The sequence below is a fragment of the Spirosoma profusum genome (assembly GCF_014699005.1).
Lineage (GTDB): Bacteria > Bacteroidota > Bacteroidia > Cytophagales > Spirosomataceae > Spirosoma > Spirosoma profusum.
In genome coordinates this window covers 1-16,349 of the sequence record NZ_JACWZY010000004.1, presented here as the reverse complement: position 1 = coordinate 16,349, position 16,349 = coordinate 1, and the positions used below count along the sequence as shown (strand labels likewise).

The window sequence follows — 16,349 nt, the reverse complement described above, 5'->3', positions numbered from 1 at the left end:
ACTGTCTCATCGCAAAAAACGAAACAATTCTATGGAAGAACAATATGGTATTCAGGGGGCTTACGTGATTTTGTCGATCTCCTTTGGCATTTACCTGACCATGCGACCACTCACTACGTATCTGCTACGTCGACGTCTGCTCGAATTAGGCCAGTGGAGCCACGAAGCACATCGGCAAATGAAAGAGGAAAACCAGTCGCCGAGAGAAAGTTTGAAATGGGGGTTGATTTTATTTTTCACGGGAATTGGCTTCATTGTGGTTCATTTTCTGGATGTTACGTTCGATTCGAGCCTGGCTTATGGCGTCATTATGGTATCGGCGGCTATCGGCTTTCTGTTGTATTATCTACTGGTTTCTTCCCGTCCGAATGCAAACTGATCAGACCATGAATTATTCGAATGCTACGTCCTCCGAACGGCGGTTATGGGGTGTTTCCATGATCGTGGCTCCGCTCTTATTTTTCGTTTCTACGTTCTACTGGGAACGTGGTGAATACACTGTCGTTGGCGGTACGTTGCTGGTGGTGGCAACTGCTTTCTGGATTCCGGCTTTGCTTGGCCTTTTTAGTCTGTTGAAAGATAAACTACCTAATTATGCCAGTTGGGGGTTGTTGATAGCCATTTGTGGCTGTATTAGCGGCAGCAATTTCGGGATGCGGGGCATTTATGCCAACGTTTTCGGGATTTCCAAAGAAACGCTGCTACGTGAAGCAGCCATTCATTCGGTGAGTTTTAACATTACGTTATTTATGTCAGGGCCGCTTTTTCCGCTGAGTTTATTGGTGCTGGGCATTAATTTTCTCCGGAAAAAGGTGGTTCCAGGCTGGGTTGGTTACCTGATTTGCCTGGGTGCCATTGCCTTCCCGGCCAGCCGTATTTCCCGAATTGAACTGATTGCCCATATAGCTGACGCACTACTGCTGATTCCAATTGCTTACATTGGCTGGCAACTTTTGGCGAAACGCTACGTAGCAGATCAGTCTACACTTGCTGTGAAGACGTAATTAAAATAACGTAGTGCCTTTGCTAAATTATTTGGTAGAGCGATGTAAGTTTTTCGACCAGTTGAGCGACTAACGGGGAAAGAAAATCAGGAATGGAAGCCGACTTTATTCAATTTATCAGTGCACATCCCCGAATCATACAGAAAGTTTGTCGGCTATACGGCCGGGATGAAGAAGGCTGGAAAGACTTGTATCAGGAAATCGTTCTTCAACTCTGGCGTGCTTTTCCGACGTACCGGCGTGAATCTCAGATAAGTACCTGGATGTATCGAATTGCTCTGAATACGGCTATTTCGCTGTATCGGCACGAAGGGCGACGTATTGCTCCTGTTAAGCTGGAAGATAATTTTCTGACTGAGCCACAGTCGCCTGCTACGTCGGAACCGGATGAACGTATCGAGCAATTTTATGCCGCCGTCGACCACTTATCGCCGATTGAAAAAGCACTCGTCTTTCTCTACGTTGACGATAATTCATACGAAGAAATTGCTCGGATTATGGGTATTTCACCATCGAACGTAGGTGTGAAACTGAACCGGATTAAAGGAAAACTAAAACGTATCGTCGCATTGACCAACCAATAATTAGCATGGATATGGAACTGAATTTGGATGACTTTAAAGCCGCCTGGCAGAAATACGAACAGAAACTTGACGCAAACCAGCAATCAATGCACCATATACTGGCTATCGTTCAGCGAAATCGGTCGCGGAGCACACTCGACAAAATGATTCGGGAGATACGTTTGCCGGGCGTTATTCTGTTCATACTTGTCTGGTTTTTTGTCGCCGTTATCGCCGGAAACGCGTTCGATTACACCGATACCATTCAGTACGTTCCGGCCGGGTGCTACGTTCTGATTGCTGCTACAGGGTTTTATTTTTTGATGAAGCATCTTGCTACGTTACGTCGTACTACGTTGCCGACCCATGATCTGCGGCAGGCGCTTATTACGTTGATTCAACTGCGTATTCGCCATTCAACGCTCATGAAGTGGGTCTGGATATTGGCCATGCTGGCAGGTTCGATGATTATGCTGCCGACTGTAGTACGTCGATTTGCCAGTAATGGTTGGTTATATACTGGACTGATTGTTGGCGTTCCGATTGTCATTACGTCGCTCTCAGTTGGATTAGCATCGCTGGCTGGAATGTTTAAAGATCGGTATCTGGTTGAGTTGCGGGCACAGGTTGATGAGCTGGATGAATCACCCCAAAATAGATAAACCAGAGGGGGTATTTATGGGTTAACTATATAGACCAATCAGCAGTCGAACGACTTGCTTTGCTGACGTATGTGTTATCATAAATCCCTCAATGTCAAAGCGTCTGAGCTGGAAGAGCGCTACAACGCAGCGTTTCCGGATTCAGGCGATTTTCAGCCCGTTTATCACGCCAACGCCTACACATTTCCGGCCTGGCCAATCGTAACTCATCAGGAACCCAACAAGTTGCAGATGATTCGCTGGGGGCTGATTCCGAACTGGACAAAAAGTCAGGATGCTGCCGACGAAATTCGGACGAGAACCATCAACGCACGTGCCGAAACTATCTACGAAAAACCTTCATTTCGTGGTGCTGCACAGTCGGGTAAACGTTGCGTAATACCCGTGACCGGCTTCTACGAATGGCACACGATAGGCAGCAAGAAATTTCCGTTCTATATTAGTGCTACCGATCAGAAAATCACATCTATTGCGGGCCTTTGGGACGAATGGCCAGACCCTGAAACGGGCGAGTTAGTCAAAACATACACATTGTTGACAACCGACGCTAATTCGCTGCTGGCGGCCATCCATAATTCAAAAAAAAGGATGCCTTGTCTGCTGTCAGCTAAAGCGGAGAAGGCATGGCTGCACGACAATCTGAGTGAAAAAGATGCCCTTGCTTTGGTCAATCATCAATATCCCGTTAGCAAGCTGCACAGCTACAGCATCAGCAAACGCATTACGTCACGGACAGAACCCAACGACGTGGCCGACGTGCTGAAACCTTCAGAATATCCTGAATTAAGCAAGAAATCCGAACTGTTTGCGTGAAGTTGGCGGGGGTTTCAGGGATGGCATGGTAAATAAGGATCGTGGTACCTTAGCCTACCCTGCAATCCCTACCCCTACAACATCGCTGCCCCGAAAATACCGGCGCTGTCGCCAAGTTTGGGTTTCAGGAAACGAGTGTTCATTTCGCCACTGTTGAAGACGTATTTCCGGGCTCGTTCGGCGCCATCAGTGTAGAGTAAATCGATGTTACCAAGCCCTCCACCGATAACGATGGCGTCGGGGTCGAAGATGTTGATAATCACGGAGATGGATCTGCCGAACGATTCGAGTAGTCGGTTGATGGTTTGGCTGGCTACCAGATCGTTTCCCTGCTGATACCGTTCTGCAATTTCTTCCATCGTACGGTCTTCACCACTGAGTTGCTTGTAATATCGTTGCAGAGCGGGCCCCGAAATGACCTGCTCCACACAGCCTTTTTTGCCACAATAACAGACATTCCCCTTATCTTCCAGTACGTTATGCCCCCATTCGCCCCCAAGTCCCTGTAGTCCATTCAGCACGAAAGGGCGTCCGTAAGGTTTAGAATGTTTACTACGTACTACCATGCCACCCCCTACGCCAGTACCCATGATGACGCCAAAAACGCTCTGGTAATTAGGCACTTCATCGGGCACGATACCCATAGTCGCTTCGGCCAGGGCCAGGCAGTTGGCATCATTGGCAATCTCGACGGGTAGCGCCAGTCGCTCTTTTAAATCCTGCTTCATGGGTTTGCCGTTCAGTACGGTCGTGTTGCAGTTTTTCATGGCCTGTCGGGCGGGGTCGAACGTACCGGGCGTGCTGAAACCGATACGTTCGGGCTGCTGTCCAGTTTCGGCTTTAAGAGTGTCTATTAACCCAACAATCTGATTTAGAATGTGCTCATAACCAGCTTTGGCCTCTGTATCAATACGTTTCCGAATAAGGACGGCGTCAGGTGAAGGCGCTGACAAGACAATACCCTCGATTTTAGTGCCACCCAAGTCGATACCCCAATACGTTTTCATACTTATTACCGATTTACAAACGGTCTGCCGTCGCGGTCAGGAATTATGATTTTTGCGGAAATATAAATAACCCAATTTATTAAACCTCAATAGTTCGTCATGAATTGGATTAAAAGTTACTTAACAAAATGACGTTTTGCTATTCGCGCAGCCTTAGTCTATTTAGTCAGTTCATCAGCCGGCACACCTAGCTTTAGAGCTTTGTTAAACTCCACTTTCGCCTGAGCGGGTTGATTCATTTTTAAATAATATTGCCCCAGCGTTCGGTGCGCCCAGCCATTTTGGTTGTCGAGTTGCAGCGATTCCTGAATTAGCGGTAATACCTCGGTCGCTCGATTCAGCTTGAGCAAGAAATACGCTTTATTATTCTGGTAATACGGTTGGCGGGGTTGAGTCAGTAACGCCTGGTCAATGAAGGACAGAGCCTCAGCGTAGCGCCCAGCCTGGGCCAGCAATAAACTTTGGTTATTTAGTGCGGCATCCTGTTTGGGGTTCAGCTGTAATGCTTTCTGAATGTCATTCTGGGCTTTTTTGAACTCTTTCTGCTGGAAATACAAAGCGCCCCGATTGGTCAGCGCATCGACATTGCTGGGATCAAGACGCAGCGCAAGGTCATAGGCGGTTTTGGCTTCGGCGAGCCGATTGAGTTGCGTATAGGCATCTCCCAGGCGAGATTGGTAATACGTTGAGTCGCGATACGTTTTACTGATCCGTTCCAGGTCGGCCAGGCTACCCGTGGGTTCCCCCAATTCCAACTGTAATTCAGCTCGATTTAGATAGGCCGTAGCAAAATCGGGGTCAGCCTGAATAGCGCGGGTATAATCGGCCAGTGCACCTTCGCGATCACCATTGCGGAACCGGGCCAAACCGCGATTATTATAAGCATCCGCAAAATCTGGCTTTTTAGTTAGCGCTTCCGTATAAAATCGGATGGCTTCTTTATATTCCCGTTTCTGCAACTGCACATTCCCCCGCAGAAAAAACTGTGCCGCTTCGTCGGTGCTGGATGTGCAACTGGTCATGAATACTGTAAAATGACTAATGAATAATAACCACCCGAGTGAGTGATTCCGGCTGCGAATTACCTTTGCAACGTAGCGTTGACTTTTCATTATCCATTCTTCATTTTTCATTCGTAGTTATGCGTTTCGTTCAGGAGATTCCTCACCCTCAGTTTCGAATTGGGCTGTACGCCTGGAACGGCAAATATATTGTCAAAATTGAAGCCGGGCCGTATGAGCAGACATATAAAGTAAACGAAATGGATTTGCTCCAGCCAGATGCTGTGCCCAGCCTGCTCGACGTAGCGTTTTTAGAAAAGGTAACACAGCGATTTCGGGAGATGGCTATCGACTGGCAGGAGACCGGCGAACGTAACGACGTCTTCTAATGCAAACGGCAACGTAGCGTTTTTCGAAAAACGCTACGTTGCCGTTTGAGATCAGTTACTTAAGGTTGATTTACAACGTATTGACAATTGATAGACGACCGGCTGCGCTGAACGTAACGCGTCCGCCTGTTTGATAAATAACGCGCCGGGCAGTTGCTGTTGACGTTGAAACGGAGATAGTATGACCCGTTGAAACTCTCGTTACGTCGGTTTGCGTCGGTACGCGATTGCAGGACCAGACTGTTGGGTCATTCCATTGGCCTGATTTGAGGGTATACATTTGCGTACAGGGTGCCGAAATCAGTATACCGTAATCTTCGATTTCACCACATCCCACAGTAGGCGCACCCGGCAGATTACAGGCAGTTGGTGCCGTAGAGCCAGGATCGACCACCACCCGCATGCGTAAATATACATTTGTTACGGCCGTAGCCGGAATTAGAATATTTCCTGATGAAACGCTCGATGACGTACTGAAAACCAGTTCGTTCGTTTCGTTGAAGTTGCCATCGTTATTAAAATCGATGTAGATTTTTTGCTGGTTACTATTGGTCGTTAGACTAAACGGATAGCTGGTATTGGGAAGTACTGTCGTTTTGGCCCCACACGAAAAATCGCTGTAGTTTCCTGTGTTGTTACCGGTTGGGAAGGTTTCCGAGAAACGATCGATGGTGTTGAATTTCACGCGGCTGATGCCAGTGACATAATTAGTCGGCGGATAGCCTAACGAAATACTGCAACTGGCTGTTACCAGAACGTCTGCGGACGTAGGCGGTTGGGTAAAAACCGAGGTTGTTAAGCCAGGGAGCTGGTCGGCCAGAAAATCACGCATTTTCGTTATCTGCCCCTGCGTGAATTTCCGAAAACAAGTATAATTCATTAGGTTATCGGCCAGTGTTGCGCCATAATTAGTGCCTGTGCAGGTGTTAGGGTCGGTCGGGGTACAGGTAAAATCGTTATTTTTATGCGGATCAGTATCTGCCACTCTATCCCCCTGAGTTAACGGATTGGCATTTGGGGGGCAGGTATACTGGCCAGATACAAGGGAGGAACCTTCAAACGTGTGATAGAGCGATAAAACGTGGCCCATTTCGTGCGCAAGTAGCCCATTCCCTGGTGAACCGTCGACGCCATCACTCACCACAAAAATGTCGCCCCCACCCATTTGTGCAAATCCAGCCGCAAAGGGCATTGCGCGTACGACTCGGATAGTGAGAAAATCATTTGGTTGTGAACGCTGAAAGGGTGGAAATGCCTTTGCCAAAGCAAATGCATTATCGAAGCTGGTAACTCCTTGGCTGCTATAATCAGGAAAAGAACTGGCATTTATTCGATATATACCATTGAATTCCGTGCAATTAGGCATACGCTTCGCCAGAACAAAACGGATTTTGGTATCGATGCCACTTCCGCCAGAATTCGTACCAGCGAACTTTCGGTTCATCTCATCAAGTGCGCCCTGAATGTTAGCCTGCGATACGTTCGAACCAACACCAACCTCTTCGCCGGTGTGATATACTACAAAAACTACAGGAATCGTATACGTAGCACTAGCCGGAGCGGAAGAGGTTTGGGCTTTGTCAGGTGTGGTACTGGCCTGACGTAATGTCCTGACCAGACCCAGATAATCAGTGCCGCAGACTGGAACTGGTTTTTGGGCATAGCTTGCCAGATAACTGGCTAAAATGGACGTAATGAGTAATAAAAAGCGTATTAACGTACGCGTCTGGAAGAAGATGTGAGACATAGAGGAAGGTTGATTCAATTTGGGAAATACGACAGTTTTGGCCAGCTGCCACTGCGGTTTCAGTAAAGAAAATGAAAACGTTAGGCGATTCTACTCAAAGTATTAGCTTAATTGGATGAGTAGTAGTGAGTATAATTTTATACAACTTATTGATTGTGAGAAGTTTAATTATATGAAAATTGCGCGATATATAATTTATAGTACTCGGTATCTCCAGGTTCGCTATACACTTTCTTTAGCCGCGAATGGAGGTCGTAATTGGCCCCTGTTATCCTCCTTTTGTTAAATTATTGATAGCGTTTCAAACAGTTGTTCAGCTTTTACGAGCACTTCTCCTTCTGATCACCGGAGGCAGCCCATTTCATAACTTATTATTATCGACCATAATCAGAAGTTGGGCACTTCGCGAACTAAATGGGCCGTGAATGGCTTTATCTTTGTGTAATGAATAAGACGCCGGTATGTTCCGGCGTTTCGTTTTAAAATATTAGTTGATTTATCCTATAGACAATACTCACTATGTCTATTTACTTGACCGACAACGTAAGCGCAGCTGCCCGACGCGATATTCTGGACTTGCAGACGAAAATCAGTTCCTTTCAACAAGGCGACATTGCTGAAGAAGCGTTCCGTAAATTTCGACTGACTCGGGGTGTCTACGGCCAGCGGCAACCGGGTGTGCAGATGATACGTATCAAGCTGCCTCACGGGCGTATCACGGCCGACCAGCTCGTCCGAATTGCTGATTTGTCGGACAAATACGCCACGGGCAACCTTCACGCCACCACCCGACAGGATATTCAACTTCATTTCGTAAAACTGGCTGATTCACCCCAACTCTGGGCTGAGCTTGAAGACGCGGGCATTACGTTAAAAGAAGCCTGCGGTAATACGGTGCGTAACGTAACGGGCTCAGCTAGAGCCGGTATCGACCCTGAAGAGCCGTTCGATATTACGCCTTATGCCTATAGCATTTTCGACTATTTCCTGCGCAATCCGATTTGTCAGGACATGGGTCGAAAATTTAAAATTTCGTTGTCGTCGAGTGAGAAGGATTCGGCCTATGGCTACATGCATGATGTGGGGCTAGTGGCACGGGTTCAGGATGGCAAACGGGGCTTTAAAGTAATGCTCGGTGGCGGCCTTGGGGCTCAGCCTTTCTCGGCACAAACGGCGTTCGAATTCCTGGAAGAAGAACGTATCATTCCATTTACCGAGGGTGTAATTCGTGTTTTTGATCGCTACGGTGAACGTCAGAAACGCCACAAAGCCCGCATGAAATATCTCCTCAACGACATCGGTCTGGAGGAGTTGCTACGTCGGATTGAGGAAGAAACGCCGGCACTTCGGGTGAAGGAGTTTCAGGTGCCAGCGGAGTCACGCGTCGATTATAAGTTTCAGATCCCGGCAGAACCGACTGAGAATACGAGTATAGAACCTGCAACCTGGAGTTCAAAACAACAGGCATGGTTCAAGACCAACGTATTCGAGCAAAAACAAAAAGGCTGGTATGCAGTGCAATTGCGCGTATTACTGGGTGATATGCATTCGGACACAGCGCGGGCATTAGCTCAAATCGTGAAAAAATACGCTGCCGACGATATTCGGGTAACGGTGAATCAGGGGTATTTGCTACGTTACGTCAAACCCAGCGATTTGACAGCCATTTACGAAGCGCTCGATACGTTGGGCCTGGCTGAACCGGGTTTCGATACTACAGCCGATATTACCACCTGCCCCGGTACTGATACGTGTAATCTGGCCATTTCGAGCAGTTACGGTATTACTCGTGCGCTCGAGCGGATGATGCACGACGAATTTCCTGACCTGATTTTCAATGACGATATCAAAATCAAGATTTCGGGGTGTATGAACGGCTGCGGTCAGCACTCGGTAGCGAATATTGGTTATCATGGTTCGTCGCTGAAAAATGGCGCCTACGTATTACCGGCTTTGCAGGTGTTGCTGGGTGGCGGTTTTAACGGTAAAGGCGAAGGTTTAATTGCCGACAAGGTAATTAAGATTCCGGCCAAACGAGGACCGGATTCACTACGTTTTCTGCTACGTGATTTCGAAGCAAACGCCTTCGACGGCGAATATTACAGCGATTACTACGCTCGTCAGGGGAAAAACTATTTTTACCAGCTCCTGAAGCCGCTCGCCGATTTGAAAACGCTGAACGACAGCGACTACATCGATTGGGACCATACCGAACAATACGTAACGGAGGTTGGTATCGGCGAATGCGCCAGCGTATTGATAGATCTCGTGGCTACTACGTTGACCGAGGCCACCGACAAACTTGGATGGGCACAGGAAGCGTTCGCTGACGGCCGCTGGTCGGATGCGCTTTATCACTCGTATAATGTATTCATTACGGGTGCTCGAGCGGCATTAATGAGTCGCGACGTACCAACGAATACGCAGCACGGCATTGTCAGCGACTTTGATAAAAACTTCGTTGGTGAGCCAGATTTTCACCAGAACGAGGGAGACTTTAAAGCCTTAGTATTCAGCATTAACAAGCAGGAACCTTCTGAAGATTTCGCCCGCCGGTTTATGGCAGAAGCTGAAGGTTTCCTGCAAGCCGTACAAGCCTATCGCGAAACCCAGATTCTACTGGAAGGCGCACCTGAACTTCGGGAATTGGTGCAGGCCAAGGATAGTTAATTTTATGTATGATATAGGATGTATGAAGTATTTCTGACGCATCCAATATATTCTATATCATACTTCATACATCATCATGAAACTTACTCTCGTAGGGGCGGGGCCTGGAGACCCTGACCTGATAACTGTGAAAGGAATTCGGGCGTTGCAGCAGGCCGATGTGGTCATGTATGACGCGCTCGTTCATCCTGATTTACTGAACTATTGCCGCCCCGATGCTTTGCAGGTTTATGTGGGCAAGCGTCGTGGTGCTTACTCCTGCGTTCAGGAAGACATCAATCCGTTGATTGTTCACTACGCTCAACAGTACGGACACGTAGTGCGGCTGAAAGGTGGCGATTCGTTTGTGTTTGGTCGGGGGTATGAAGAAATTGAATACGCCCGTCAGCACGGCATTGATACGTACGTAGTACCTGGACTGTCGAGCAGTTATGCCGTGCCAGCTTCGGCTAATATTCCGCTGACGACACGTGGTATTTCGGAGAGTTTCTGGGTCGTTACAGGCACGACCAAAGCGGGGCAATTTTCCAAAGATTTGCAATTGGCCGCTCAATCGTCGGCTACGGTGGTGATATTGATGGGGATGCACAAACTGCCGCAGATTATGGAGGTGTTCGCCGATTACGGCAAGAATGAAACGCCAGTTGCTATCATCCAGAATGGTACGTTACCGGAACAACGTAGCGTTTTCGGGCGCGTCGACAATATTGTTGAACGTGTCAATCAGCAAGGTATCGACAATCCAGCCATTATTGTTGTTGGCGACGTAGCAGCCTTGCCAAATGGTCAGATGTCAGCAATAACGGAAGCAATTGAGCAGCAGTTTGTTCAGTCAAGATAATTAGTTCATCACAAGGGAAGGCAGTGCCATCATCTAAAAGCAGATGATGGCACTGCCTTTTTAGTATAAATATGGATTTGAACGTAGCATCAGCTATAATTTATCTTTTCAATTTTTGTAATATATTCGACTAATCATTCAGGTCAATTAGAATTACCAATGCCTAAGTAGCTTCTAAATGGTCAAATCTCATTATTAATTGCACCTTCTATAATCTATTATTCAATTTCATTTTACTATCAATACCATGAGAAATACTACCGCAACAGTTCTTCACCAGTGGTTTAATAAGGTCTGGAATGACGATGATGAAGCCGCTATCGATAAGCTAATGACATCAGATTCTTTCGCGCACGGAATACTGACAGAAGATCAGCCGAAAGGAGCAGAAGGTTTTAAACTTTTTTTTCGAGATTTCAGGCAACAGTTCTCCCAGGTTAGAGTCGACGTTGACGACGTAATTTGTCAGGACGACATGGAATCGGCGAGGACAACTGTAAACGCCATTCACACCGAAACAGGTAAACCCGTATCTTTCTCCGGGCTATGTATGGTCCGGACTAAAGACGGAAAAATTGCGGAAGCCTGGAATAATTACGATTTTCTGGATCTGTATCAGCAACTAGGACAAAAGTTGACGCCCGCTTAAAATTCCTGATCCATAAGAGCTTGTTTGGGATTGGTTTAAGCGAGTTTTACCAGTTTTATACCGCCTGCCTGAAAAAAAGAGCATCGGTGGTATATTAAGGTGTCTAATCTTGATACCATGCGAACTCAGTTTGTTGAGTTGCCCGATGCCCATTGGCAAGTTATTAAAAACTGTATTGACTCGGGCCGCAAACGGCGAGTCAATTTACGCACCGTCGTCAATGCGATTCGGTGGCTAACCCACACCGGTTGCCAGTGGCGCAATATGACAGCCAACTATCCACCCTGGCAGACCGTGTATTATTACTTCCGCCAGTGGCAGCAGGATGGTCGATGGCAACAGCTTTTGCTCCAGTTAGTGGCACTGGAACGAGAACGGCAGGGGCGAGAAGCCCAACCTAGCCGGTTGGCCGTCGACAGTCAGAGTGTGCGCAAAGGCTTGTGGGTGAGCGAGGAGACGGGTTTGGATGGCAACAAACGGGTCAATGGGCGAAAGCGTCACCTAGCCGTCGACAGCTTGGGCTTGCCCGTAGCGATCTATGTGTCAGCGGCCAATCTAGCCGATGGCCAGGCCGGGAAAGAACTGCTTTGGCAGCTTGATGGGCTGGACCAGCGGTTGGCCTTAATTATGGCTGACAAAGCGTACCGCGGGGAGTTTGAAGAAGCCGCTAGCTGGTGTGGGTATCGAGTTGAGATCAGTCAGCGCCCCGAATCTGCTCAAGGGTTTGTTCCACAACGAGGTCGTTGGCAGGTGGAGCGTAGTTTTGCCTGGTTGAACGTATACCGTCGTCTAAGTCGGGATTATGAGAAAACAAGTGCTTCCTCGGAAGCTTTCTTACGGGTAGCTTATGTGGATTTAATCTTGGCAAGAAATTGAAAACCTATTTCAAAACATACTCTAAAATCAGCAGACTCCTTTTTTATTTTTTTATTAGCTCTATCACCGAATCTGCGCTCATTTTCTGTTGCTCGCCTGTTAGCATGTTCTTAACGGACAACTGGCCCGTCTGGACTTCTTCAGAGCCAATCAGCACGACAAACGGAATCGCTTTTGAATTGGCGTAATCGAGCATCTTTTTCACTTTAGCTAAATCCGGATACGTTTCGGCAGTAATGCCAGCGCTACGTAGTTGATTCAGCAATGGAAGGGCGACGCTACGTGCTTCTGCATCGAAAGGAATAATGAGTACTTGTGTTCCTTGACCAGTAGCCGTTGGAAACAGATTTAGCTCTTCCATTACGTCATAAATCCGGTCGACACCGAACGAGATGCCCACACCCGACAAACCGGGCATACCAAAAGCTCCCGTCAGATTGTCGTAGCGGCCTCCGCCACTCACGCTACCAATATTAACGGCGTTGGCTTTTACTTCAAAAATAGCTCCGGTATAATAGGAGAGGCCCCTTGCCAGCGTCGGATCGACCTCTACCTGACTATCAATTAAACCATATTGATTAACGAGTCGCAGGGTTTCATCCAGTTCTTTGATGCCCTGTTGAGCGGTGATGGAGTCGTGAAGCCACTGTTTCAGTTCGGTCAGTACGTTAGTCGTGTTGTTTTGGGTAAAAGAAAATAAAGGGGTAAGACTGGCGATGGAATCATCCGAAAAACCTCGCTCCCGTAATTCAATCAATACGTTGTCCTGACCAATTTTATCTAGTTTATCAATTGCTACACTCAGCGTTCCTTCCTGACCTGGTATGCCAATACGTTCGGCAATCCCCGCCAAAATTTTACGGTTATTTATTTTTAGTGTAAAGTCCTGAATTCCCAGATTGCGAAAAACTTCGTGAATCATTAGCACAATTTCGGCTTCGCACAGAAGCGAATCGGTGCCTACTACGTCGGCGTCGCACTGATAAAACTCCCGGTAACGGCCTTTTTGTGGACGGTCGGCTCGCCAGACTGGCTGCATCTGGTAGCGCTTGAAGGGCATTACCAGCGCGTTGCGGTTCATAACAACGTAGCGCGCAAAAGGGACCGTGAGGTCGTAGCGTAAGCCTTTTTCAGAAATTTTTGGCGTAAGTTTTTTAGAGCCGGTTGCCAGATCTAGCTCGGACAGGCTGGCGGCAAAGTCGCCGGAATTCAGAATTTTAAACAGGAGTTGGTCGCCTTCGTCGCCGTATTTCCCCATCAACGTAGTGAGGTTTTCCATAGATGGCGTTTCAAGGGGCTGAAAACCAAATCGCTGGAATGTCCGGCGAATGGTATCGAAAATAAAGAGCCGTTTGCGCATTTGCTCCGGCCCGAAATCGCGGGTGCCTTTCGGTAAATTCGGTTTTTGCATGGTGCAAAAATACGAACCTGATAAGAAAAGAAGGTCTTCGCATTTACTTTGTCGTTAAAAAACGCTACTTTTGCGGACCAAAATCGAATCGATACGTTAATAAGATATACTCATGGCAGTAACAGAATTAAAGCGTAAAGCTCGCCGGAACCGGGCTGTCGCTAACAACAAAACGTCCGCAATCAAGCAATTGCTGCGCAAACCAACCATCAAGAATGTAGATGTAGAAGCCATCAAAGCTTCGTTTGCTGAGAAAAAAGCTGCGAAATAAGCTGTTTGATTGGCCGTGAAAAATCAAGCCTCGCCTTTGGGTGAGGCTTTTCGTTTTTGGAGCATCCGACGCCAGTCATGTTCGCGCTTCTTGAGTTCGCGACGAACAAACCGACGGTAATCTAATTGGACACGGTACCGGACAGCCTGCCCGAACAGGAGCATTCCGCCATTGACCAGAATCAGACTGTAAATAACCCATAAAAACCACTGCCGAAACGGAGCCCCCGAATGTTTAATAAAAGCAGCCTCGCTGAGCACCCACAATCCCACGCTAAAAATCAGCAAGCCCAGTGGAGCCACAATAAGCCCTTTGGTACGTGTGCTCATTCGTTTCACTAATCGCTGACCGGGTGGTTTTGCAAGCTTGGCCATGTTGTTTGTGTCTGTCAATAGGTTTATCTACAAACATAACGTTTAGCTGGTCTATTTCGTTAATACTGGCATAATTTACCTGGGCAAACTTGTGAAAGTAAATCATTTAATTGAACAGATTTATCTAATGCATATGAGAAACGCTGTTCAATTTGCCAGTGAGGAATTCTTTAACGCAGACATTTGATATGAAAACTGTAGTTAATAAATTGACTATTACTTTTTGGGTTCATTAAATATATCTTTCATCTCCTCAATAAACACATATATTAACAAGCAGGATAATATTGAACCTTTAATAATTTGATACTCAATATAATAACACCATAGCCGATACAACAATTATAAATCTAAAAAATGAAATTTTAAGTAAAGCGGCTTTTTTCTAGATTTTCACTTTATAAATACCTTTTTAGGCAGAAGTGAGCTTTACGACCACATTAATGTTTGAAATCCCTTTAACTACCAAATATATTGTTGAACCGATAGCTGCAAAAGTTGCAAGTTTTATATACATTTCAAAGAGCGTCTTTTCAATAATCTCAAAAGCTATGTAACATGATATTAGTGCAAAAAATGTTTCAAAAATGCCATACCATCACTGTTGCTTTCTTTTGAAGAGAAATAAAAAGTACACAGTTCCTAATATTGCTAAAGAGCCGATAAATTTTATTGCCTGAAAAATATCTTTAGCCACATAGACAGTTTTTTTATAGAAACTCTTTTGTCCACTTTGTTTTATATCCTTTATCAGATGCCATAAGCTAGGTCTTGCATTACTTAAAAATATAAAATCCTTCTGACTTTTTTTTATCAGAAGGATTCTCCAATAAGGGTGAAAGGTCGGTTTCGATCCGACTACCTGCTGACCCACAATCAGCCGCTCTCCCGATTGAGCTACAATCACCATATAATGGTTGGGATAGATAGAATCGAACTACCGTCTGCGGGGCCAGATCCCACCGTCCTGCCTCTGAACGATATCCCAATATATTATAGTTGAGGTTGATTGAATCGAACCACCCTTTTCAGGACCAAAACCTGACGTACTACCGATGTACGAAACCTCAATAAAAGGGGTAACTAACAGCATGAGGCTTTTTCCTACGAAGTAACTCATACCTACGACACCCTTAAGTGGCCCTGCAAGGACCACCCAACTATTTATAATATCTATACTAATAGACCTTAAGTATTATGATATTCAGATAATTGTTTAATTTACTTTATCAAATTTAGTCAAAAATAATTAAAAGAAATTAAGTAAAACCGTCCCCTAATCCGTCCCCCCATTATATATTTACGTTAAGTTCAAACCAGTGCCGCGACCACGGCCACCGATCAATATTTGTATGCAGACCAATACCGACAAGGCCCGATTTGTGTTAAAAGACACTGCTAGTGTTTCTTAAAGACTAAGTAGTGGGGTATAACTTGTGCAGCCTGACTCGGGCCTCTTTGGTGGTAAATTGCCAGTTGGCCTTGGCTTGCTTTTGATTCCGTTTCGTTTGCCAAACACTGATTTCAGCAGCCAACAGCTCTTTGGTGGCGATGTGTCGATTTAGGCAATCACGCTGCAAAATAGACAAGTCGATTTCAGCCATGTCCAGCCATGAGCCATGCTTAGGGGTATACACAAACTCCAACCGATCCAAATAGTTTTTGGCTTTTTCTGCGCTAAACACCCGGTAAAAAGCACTTGGTTTGTGGGCACTTAAATTATCGCCAACTACCCTCATCCTGACACATGTTTCATTGGGTCCATCCAGTAAATTTGCCATTACGCTCACCCAACTGATGGCGGTATGGTCGTCTTTGACTTCCACAAAACGCTGACCTGCCAAAGCCTCGAAAGCCATATAAATCTCTCCTAGGCCGTGTCGAATGTATTCCGAATCTTCAATGCGTGTACCATCGGCTGACCGATATTGTCTGATTTCAATGAGCTGTTTGGGCGACTCATCCACACAAACGACCGGAAACTGTTCATTGTAGGGCCGCTGGTAAACCGCTAGAACTTGCTCCATATGCTACACGAAATCAGCCTTTGTTTAGGGGCAATTACCCAGCT

At 46.4% G+C, this 16,349-nt stretch carries 17 protein-coding genes and 2 tRNA genes; 11 read left to right on the top strand and 8 right to left on the bottom strand.

Annotation, left to right across the window (positions count from 1 at the left end; translation table 11 throughout):
• The first annotated feature begins 31 nt into the window (after positions 1–31).
• The 5 genes from IC229_RS06485 to IC229_RS06465 all read left to right on the top strand — a co-directional run bounded on the left by IC229_RS06485 (position 32) and on the right by IC229_RS06465 (position 3,042).
• Positions 32–379, top strand: coding sequence for a DUF6249 domain-containing protein (locus tag IC229_RS06485; RefSeq protein ID WP_190886135.1), 348 nt, complete (start codon positions 32–34; stop codon positions 377–379).
• A gap of 7 nt (positions 380–386) precedes the next feature.
• The gene (locus tag IC229_RS06480) at positions 387–1,004 is read left to right on the top strand and encodes a hypothetical protein (protein ID WP_223833891.1); all 618 of its coding nucleotides are present in this window, start codon (positions 387–389) and stop codon (positions 1,002–1,004) included.
• Between the two features lie 92 nt (positions 1,005–1,096).
• Positions 1,097–1,588: an RNA polymerase sigma factor gene (locus IC229_RS06475; protein ID WP_190886133.1), complete on the top strand. Its 492-nt coding sequence runs from the start codon at positions 1,097–1,099 to the stop codon at positions 1,586–1,588.
• A 5-nt stretch (positions 1,589–1,593) separates the two neighbouring features.
• Positions 1,594–2,229, top strand: a complete 636-nt coding sequence (locus IC229_RS06470; protein ID WP_190886132.1) for a hypothetical protein — start codon at positions 1,594–1,596, stop codon at positions 2,227–2,229.
• Positions 2,230–2,298: 69 nt separating this feature from the next.
• Positions 2,299–3,042, top strand: a complete 744-nt coding sequence (locus IC229_RS06465; RefSeq protein WP_190886131.1) for an SOS response-associated peptidase — start codon at positions 2,299–2,301, stop codon at positions 3,040–3,042.
• A gap of 74 nt (positions 3,043–3,116) precedes the next feature.
• Here IC229_RS06465 and IC229_RS06460 read toward each other — a convergent pair whose 3' ends face one another.
• Together IC229_RS06460 and IC229_RS06455 are read right to left on the bottom strand one after the other, a co-directional pair.
• Entirely contained in the window at positions 3,117–4,049 is a 933-nt protein-coding gene (locus tag IC229_RS06460; protein WP_190886130.1) for an ROK family protein, read from the bottom strand.
• 158 nt (positions 4,050–4,207) lie between these two features.
• On the bottom strand, positions 4,208–5,182 hold the full coding sequence (locus IC229_RS06455; RefSeq protein WP_394355927.1) for a tetratricopeptide repeat protein: 975 nt from the start codon (positions 5,180–5,182) through the stop codon (positions 4,208–4,210).
• Between the two features lie 8 nt (positions 5,183–5,190).
• Here IC229_RS06455 and IC229_RS06450 point away from each other — a divergent pair, with 8 nt between their 5' ends.
• Positions 5,191–5,439, top strand: a complete 249-nt coding sequence (locus IC229_RS06450) for a hypothetical protein (RefSeq protein WP_190886129.1) — start codon at positions 5,191–5,193, stop codon at positions 5,437–5,439.
• A 70-nt stretch (positions 5,440–5,509) separates the two neighbouring features.
• On the opposite strand, the gene IC229_RS06445 is transcribed toward IC229_RS06450, so the two are convergent.
• On the bottom strand, positions 5,510–7,186 hold the full coding sequence (locus tag IC229_RS06445) for a GEVED domain-containing protein (RefSeq protein ID WP_190886128.1): 1,677 nt from the start codon (positions 7,184–7,186) through the stop codon (positions 5,510–5,512).
• Between the two features lie 519 nt (positions 7,187–7,705).
• On the opposite strand from IC229_RS06445, the gene IC229_RS06440 reads away from it, so the two are divergent.
• The 4 genes from IC229_RS06440 to IC229_RS06425 all read left to right on the top strand — a co-directional run bounded on the left by IC229_RS06440 (position 7,706) and on the right by IC229_RS06425 (position 12,222).
• Positions 7,706–9,856 (top strand): nitrite/sulfite reductase, encoded by a 2,151-nt coding sequence (locus IC229_RS06440; protein ID WP_190886127.1) that lies wholly within the window; start codon positions 7,706–7,708, stop codon positions 9,854–9,856.
• A gap of 76 nt (positions 9,857–9,932) precedes the next feature.
• A complete protein-coding gene (cobA, locus tag IC229_RS06435) occupies positions 9,933–10,697 on the top strand; it encodes a uroporphyrinogen-III C-methyltransferase (protein ID WP_190886126.1) in 765 nt (254 codons plus the stop codon).
• Between the two features lie 247 nt (positions 10,698–10,944).
• On the top strand, positions 10,945–11,346 hold the full coding sequence (locus tag IC229_RS06430; RefSeq protein ID WP_190886125.1) for an ester cyclase: 402 nt from the start codon (positions 10,945–10,947) through the stop codon (positions 11,344–11,346).
• A gap of 117 nt (positions 11,347–11,463) precedes the next feature.
• Positions 11,464–12,222 carry an IS5 family transposase gene (locus IC229_RS06425; RefSeq protein WP_190886124.1) on the top strand — a complete coding sequence of 253 codons (759 nt, stop codon included), beginning with the start codon at positions 11,464–11,466 and terminating at the stop codon, positions 12,220–12,222.
• 43 nt (positions 12,223–12,265) lie between these two features.
• On the opposite strand, the gene hisS is transcribed toward IC229_RS06425, so the two are convergent.
• Entirely contained in the window at positions 12,266–13,633 is a 1,368-nt protein-coding gene (gene hisS / locus IC229_RS06420; RefSeq protein WP_190886123.1) for a histidine--tRNA ligase, read from the bottom strand.
• Between the two features lie 112 nt (positions 13,634–13,745).
• On the opposite strand from hisS, the gene IC229_RS06415 reads away from it, so the two are divergent.
• On the top strand, positions 13,746–13,904 hold the full coding sequence (locus tag IC229_RS06415) for a hypothetical protein (protein WP_190886122.1): 159 nt from the start codon (positions 13,746–13,748) through the stop codon (positions 13,902–13,904).
• Between the two features lie 23 nt (positions 13,905–13,927).
• Here the strand turns inward: IC229_RS06415 and IC229_RS06410 are convergent, their stop codons facing one another.
• The 4 genes from IC229_RS06410 to IC229_RS06395 all read right to left on the bottom strand — a co-directional run bounded on the left by IC229_RS06410 (position 13,928) and on the right by IC229_RS06395 (position 16,305).
• Complete coding sequence (locus IC229_RS06410) at positions 13,928–14,278, bottom strand: hypothetical protein (protein ID WP_190886121.1); 351 nt, start codon at positions 14,276–14,278, stop codon at positions 13,928–13,930.
• A gap of 833 nt (positions 14,279–15,111) precedes the next feature.
• Positions 15,112–15,186: transfer RNA gene (locus tag IC229_RS06405), tRNA-His, on the bottom strand.
• A gap of 6 nt (positions 15,187–15,192) precedes the next feature.
• A tRNA-Gln gene (locus tag IC229_RS06400) sits at positions 15,193–15,266 on the bottom strand.
• A gap of 427 nt (positions 15,267–15,693) precedes the next feature.
• A complete protein-coding gene (locus IC229_RS06395; protein WP_190886120.1) occupies positions 15,694–16,305 on the bottom strand; it encodes a transposase in 612 nt (203 codons plus the stop codon).
• Positions 16,306–16,349 lie beyond the last annotated feature (44 nt).

Coding starts and splice junctions, on each gene's coding strand:
- IC229_RS06485 (WP_190886135.1), top strand. CDS start 32: ATGGAAGAACAATATGGTATTCAGGGGGCTTACGTGATTTTGTCGATC.
- IC229_RS06480 (WP_223833891.1), top strand. CDS start 387: ATGAATTATTCGAATGCTACGTCCTCCGAACGGCGGTTATGGGGTGTT.
- IC229_RS06475 (WP_190886133.1), top strand. CDS start 1,097: ATGGAAGCCGACTTTATTCAATTTATCAGTGCACATCCCCGAATCATA.
- IC229_RS06470 (WP_190886132.1), top strand. CDS start 1,594: ATGGATATGGAACTGAATTTGGATGACTTTAAAGCCGCCTGGCAGAAA.
- IC229_RS06465 (WP_190886131.1), top strand. CDS start 2,299: ATGTGTTATCATAAATCCCTCAATGTCAAAGCGTCTGAGCTGGAAGAG.
- IC229_RS06460 (WP_190886130.1), bottom strand. CDS start 4,049: ATGAAAACGTATTGGGGTATCGACTTGGGTGGCACTAAAATCGAGGGT.
- IC229_RS06455 (WP_394355927.1), bottom strand. CDS start 5,182: ATGAAAAATGAAGAATGGATAATGAAAAGTCAACGCTACGTTGCAAAG.
- IC229_RS06450 (WP_190886129.1), top strand. CDS start 5,191: ATGCGTTTCGTTCAGGAGATTCCTCACCCTCAGTTTCGAATTGGGCTG.
- IC229_RS06445 (WP_190886128.1), bottom strand. CDS start 7,186: ATGTCTCACATCTTCTTCCAGACGCGTACGTTAATACGCTTTTTATTA.
- IC229_RS06440 (WP_190886127.1), top strand. CDS start 7,706: ATGTCTATTTACTTGACCGACAACGTAAGCGCAGCTGCCCGACGCGAT.
- cobA (WP_190886126.1), top strand. CDS start 9,933: ATGAAACTTACTCTCGTAGGGGCGGGGCCTGGAGACCCTGACCTGATA.
- IC229_RS06430 (WP_190886125.1), top strand. CDS start 10,945: ATGAGAAATACTACCGCAACAGTTCTTCACCAGTGGTTTAATAAGGTC.
- IC229_RS06425 (WP_190886124.1), top strand. CDS start 11,464: ATGCGAACTCAGTTTGTTGAGTTGCCCGATGCCCATTGGCAAGTTATT.
- hisS (WP_190886123.1), bottom strand. CDS start 13,633: ATGCAAAAACCGAATTTACCGAAAGGCACCCGCGATTTCGGGCCGGAG.
- IC229_RS06415 (WP_190886122.1), top strand. CDS start 13,746: ATGGCAGTAACAGAATTAAAGCGTAAAGCTCGCCGGAACCGGGCTGTC.
- IC229_RS06410 (WP_190886121.1), bottom strand. CDS start 14,278: ATGGCCAAGCTTGCAAAACCACCCGGTCAGCGATTAGTGAAACGAATG.
- IC229_RS06395 (WP_190886120.1), bottom strand. CDS start 16,305: ATGGAGCAAGTTCTAGCGGTTTACCAGCGGCCCTACAATGAACAGTTT.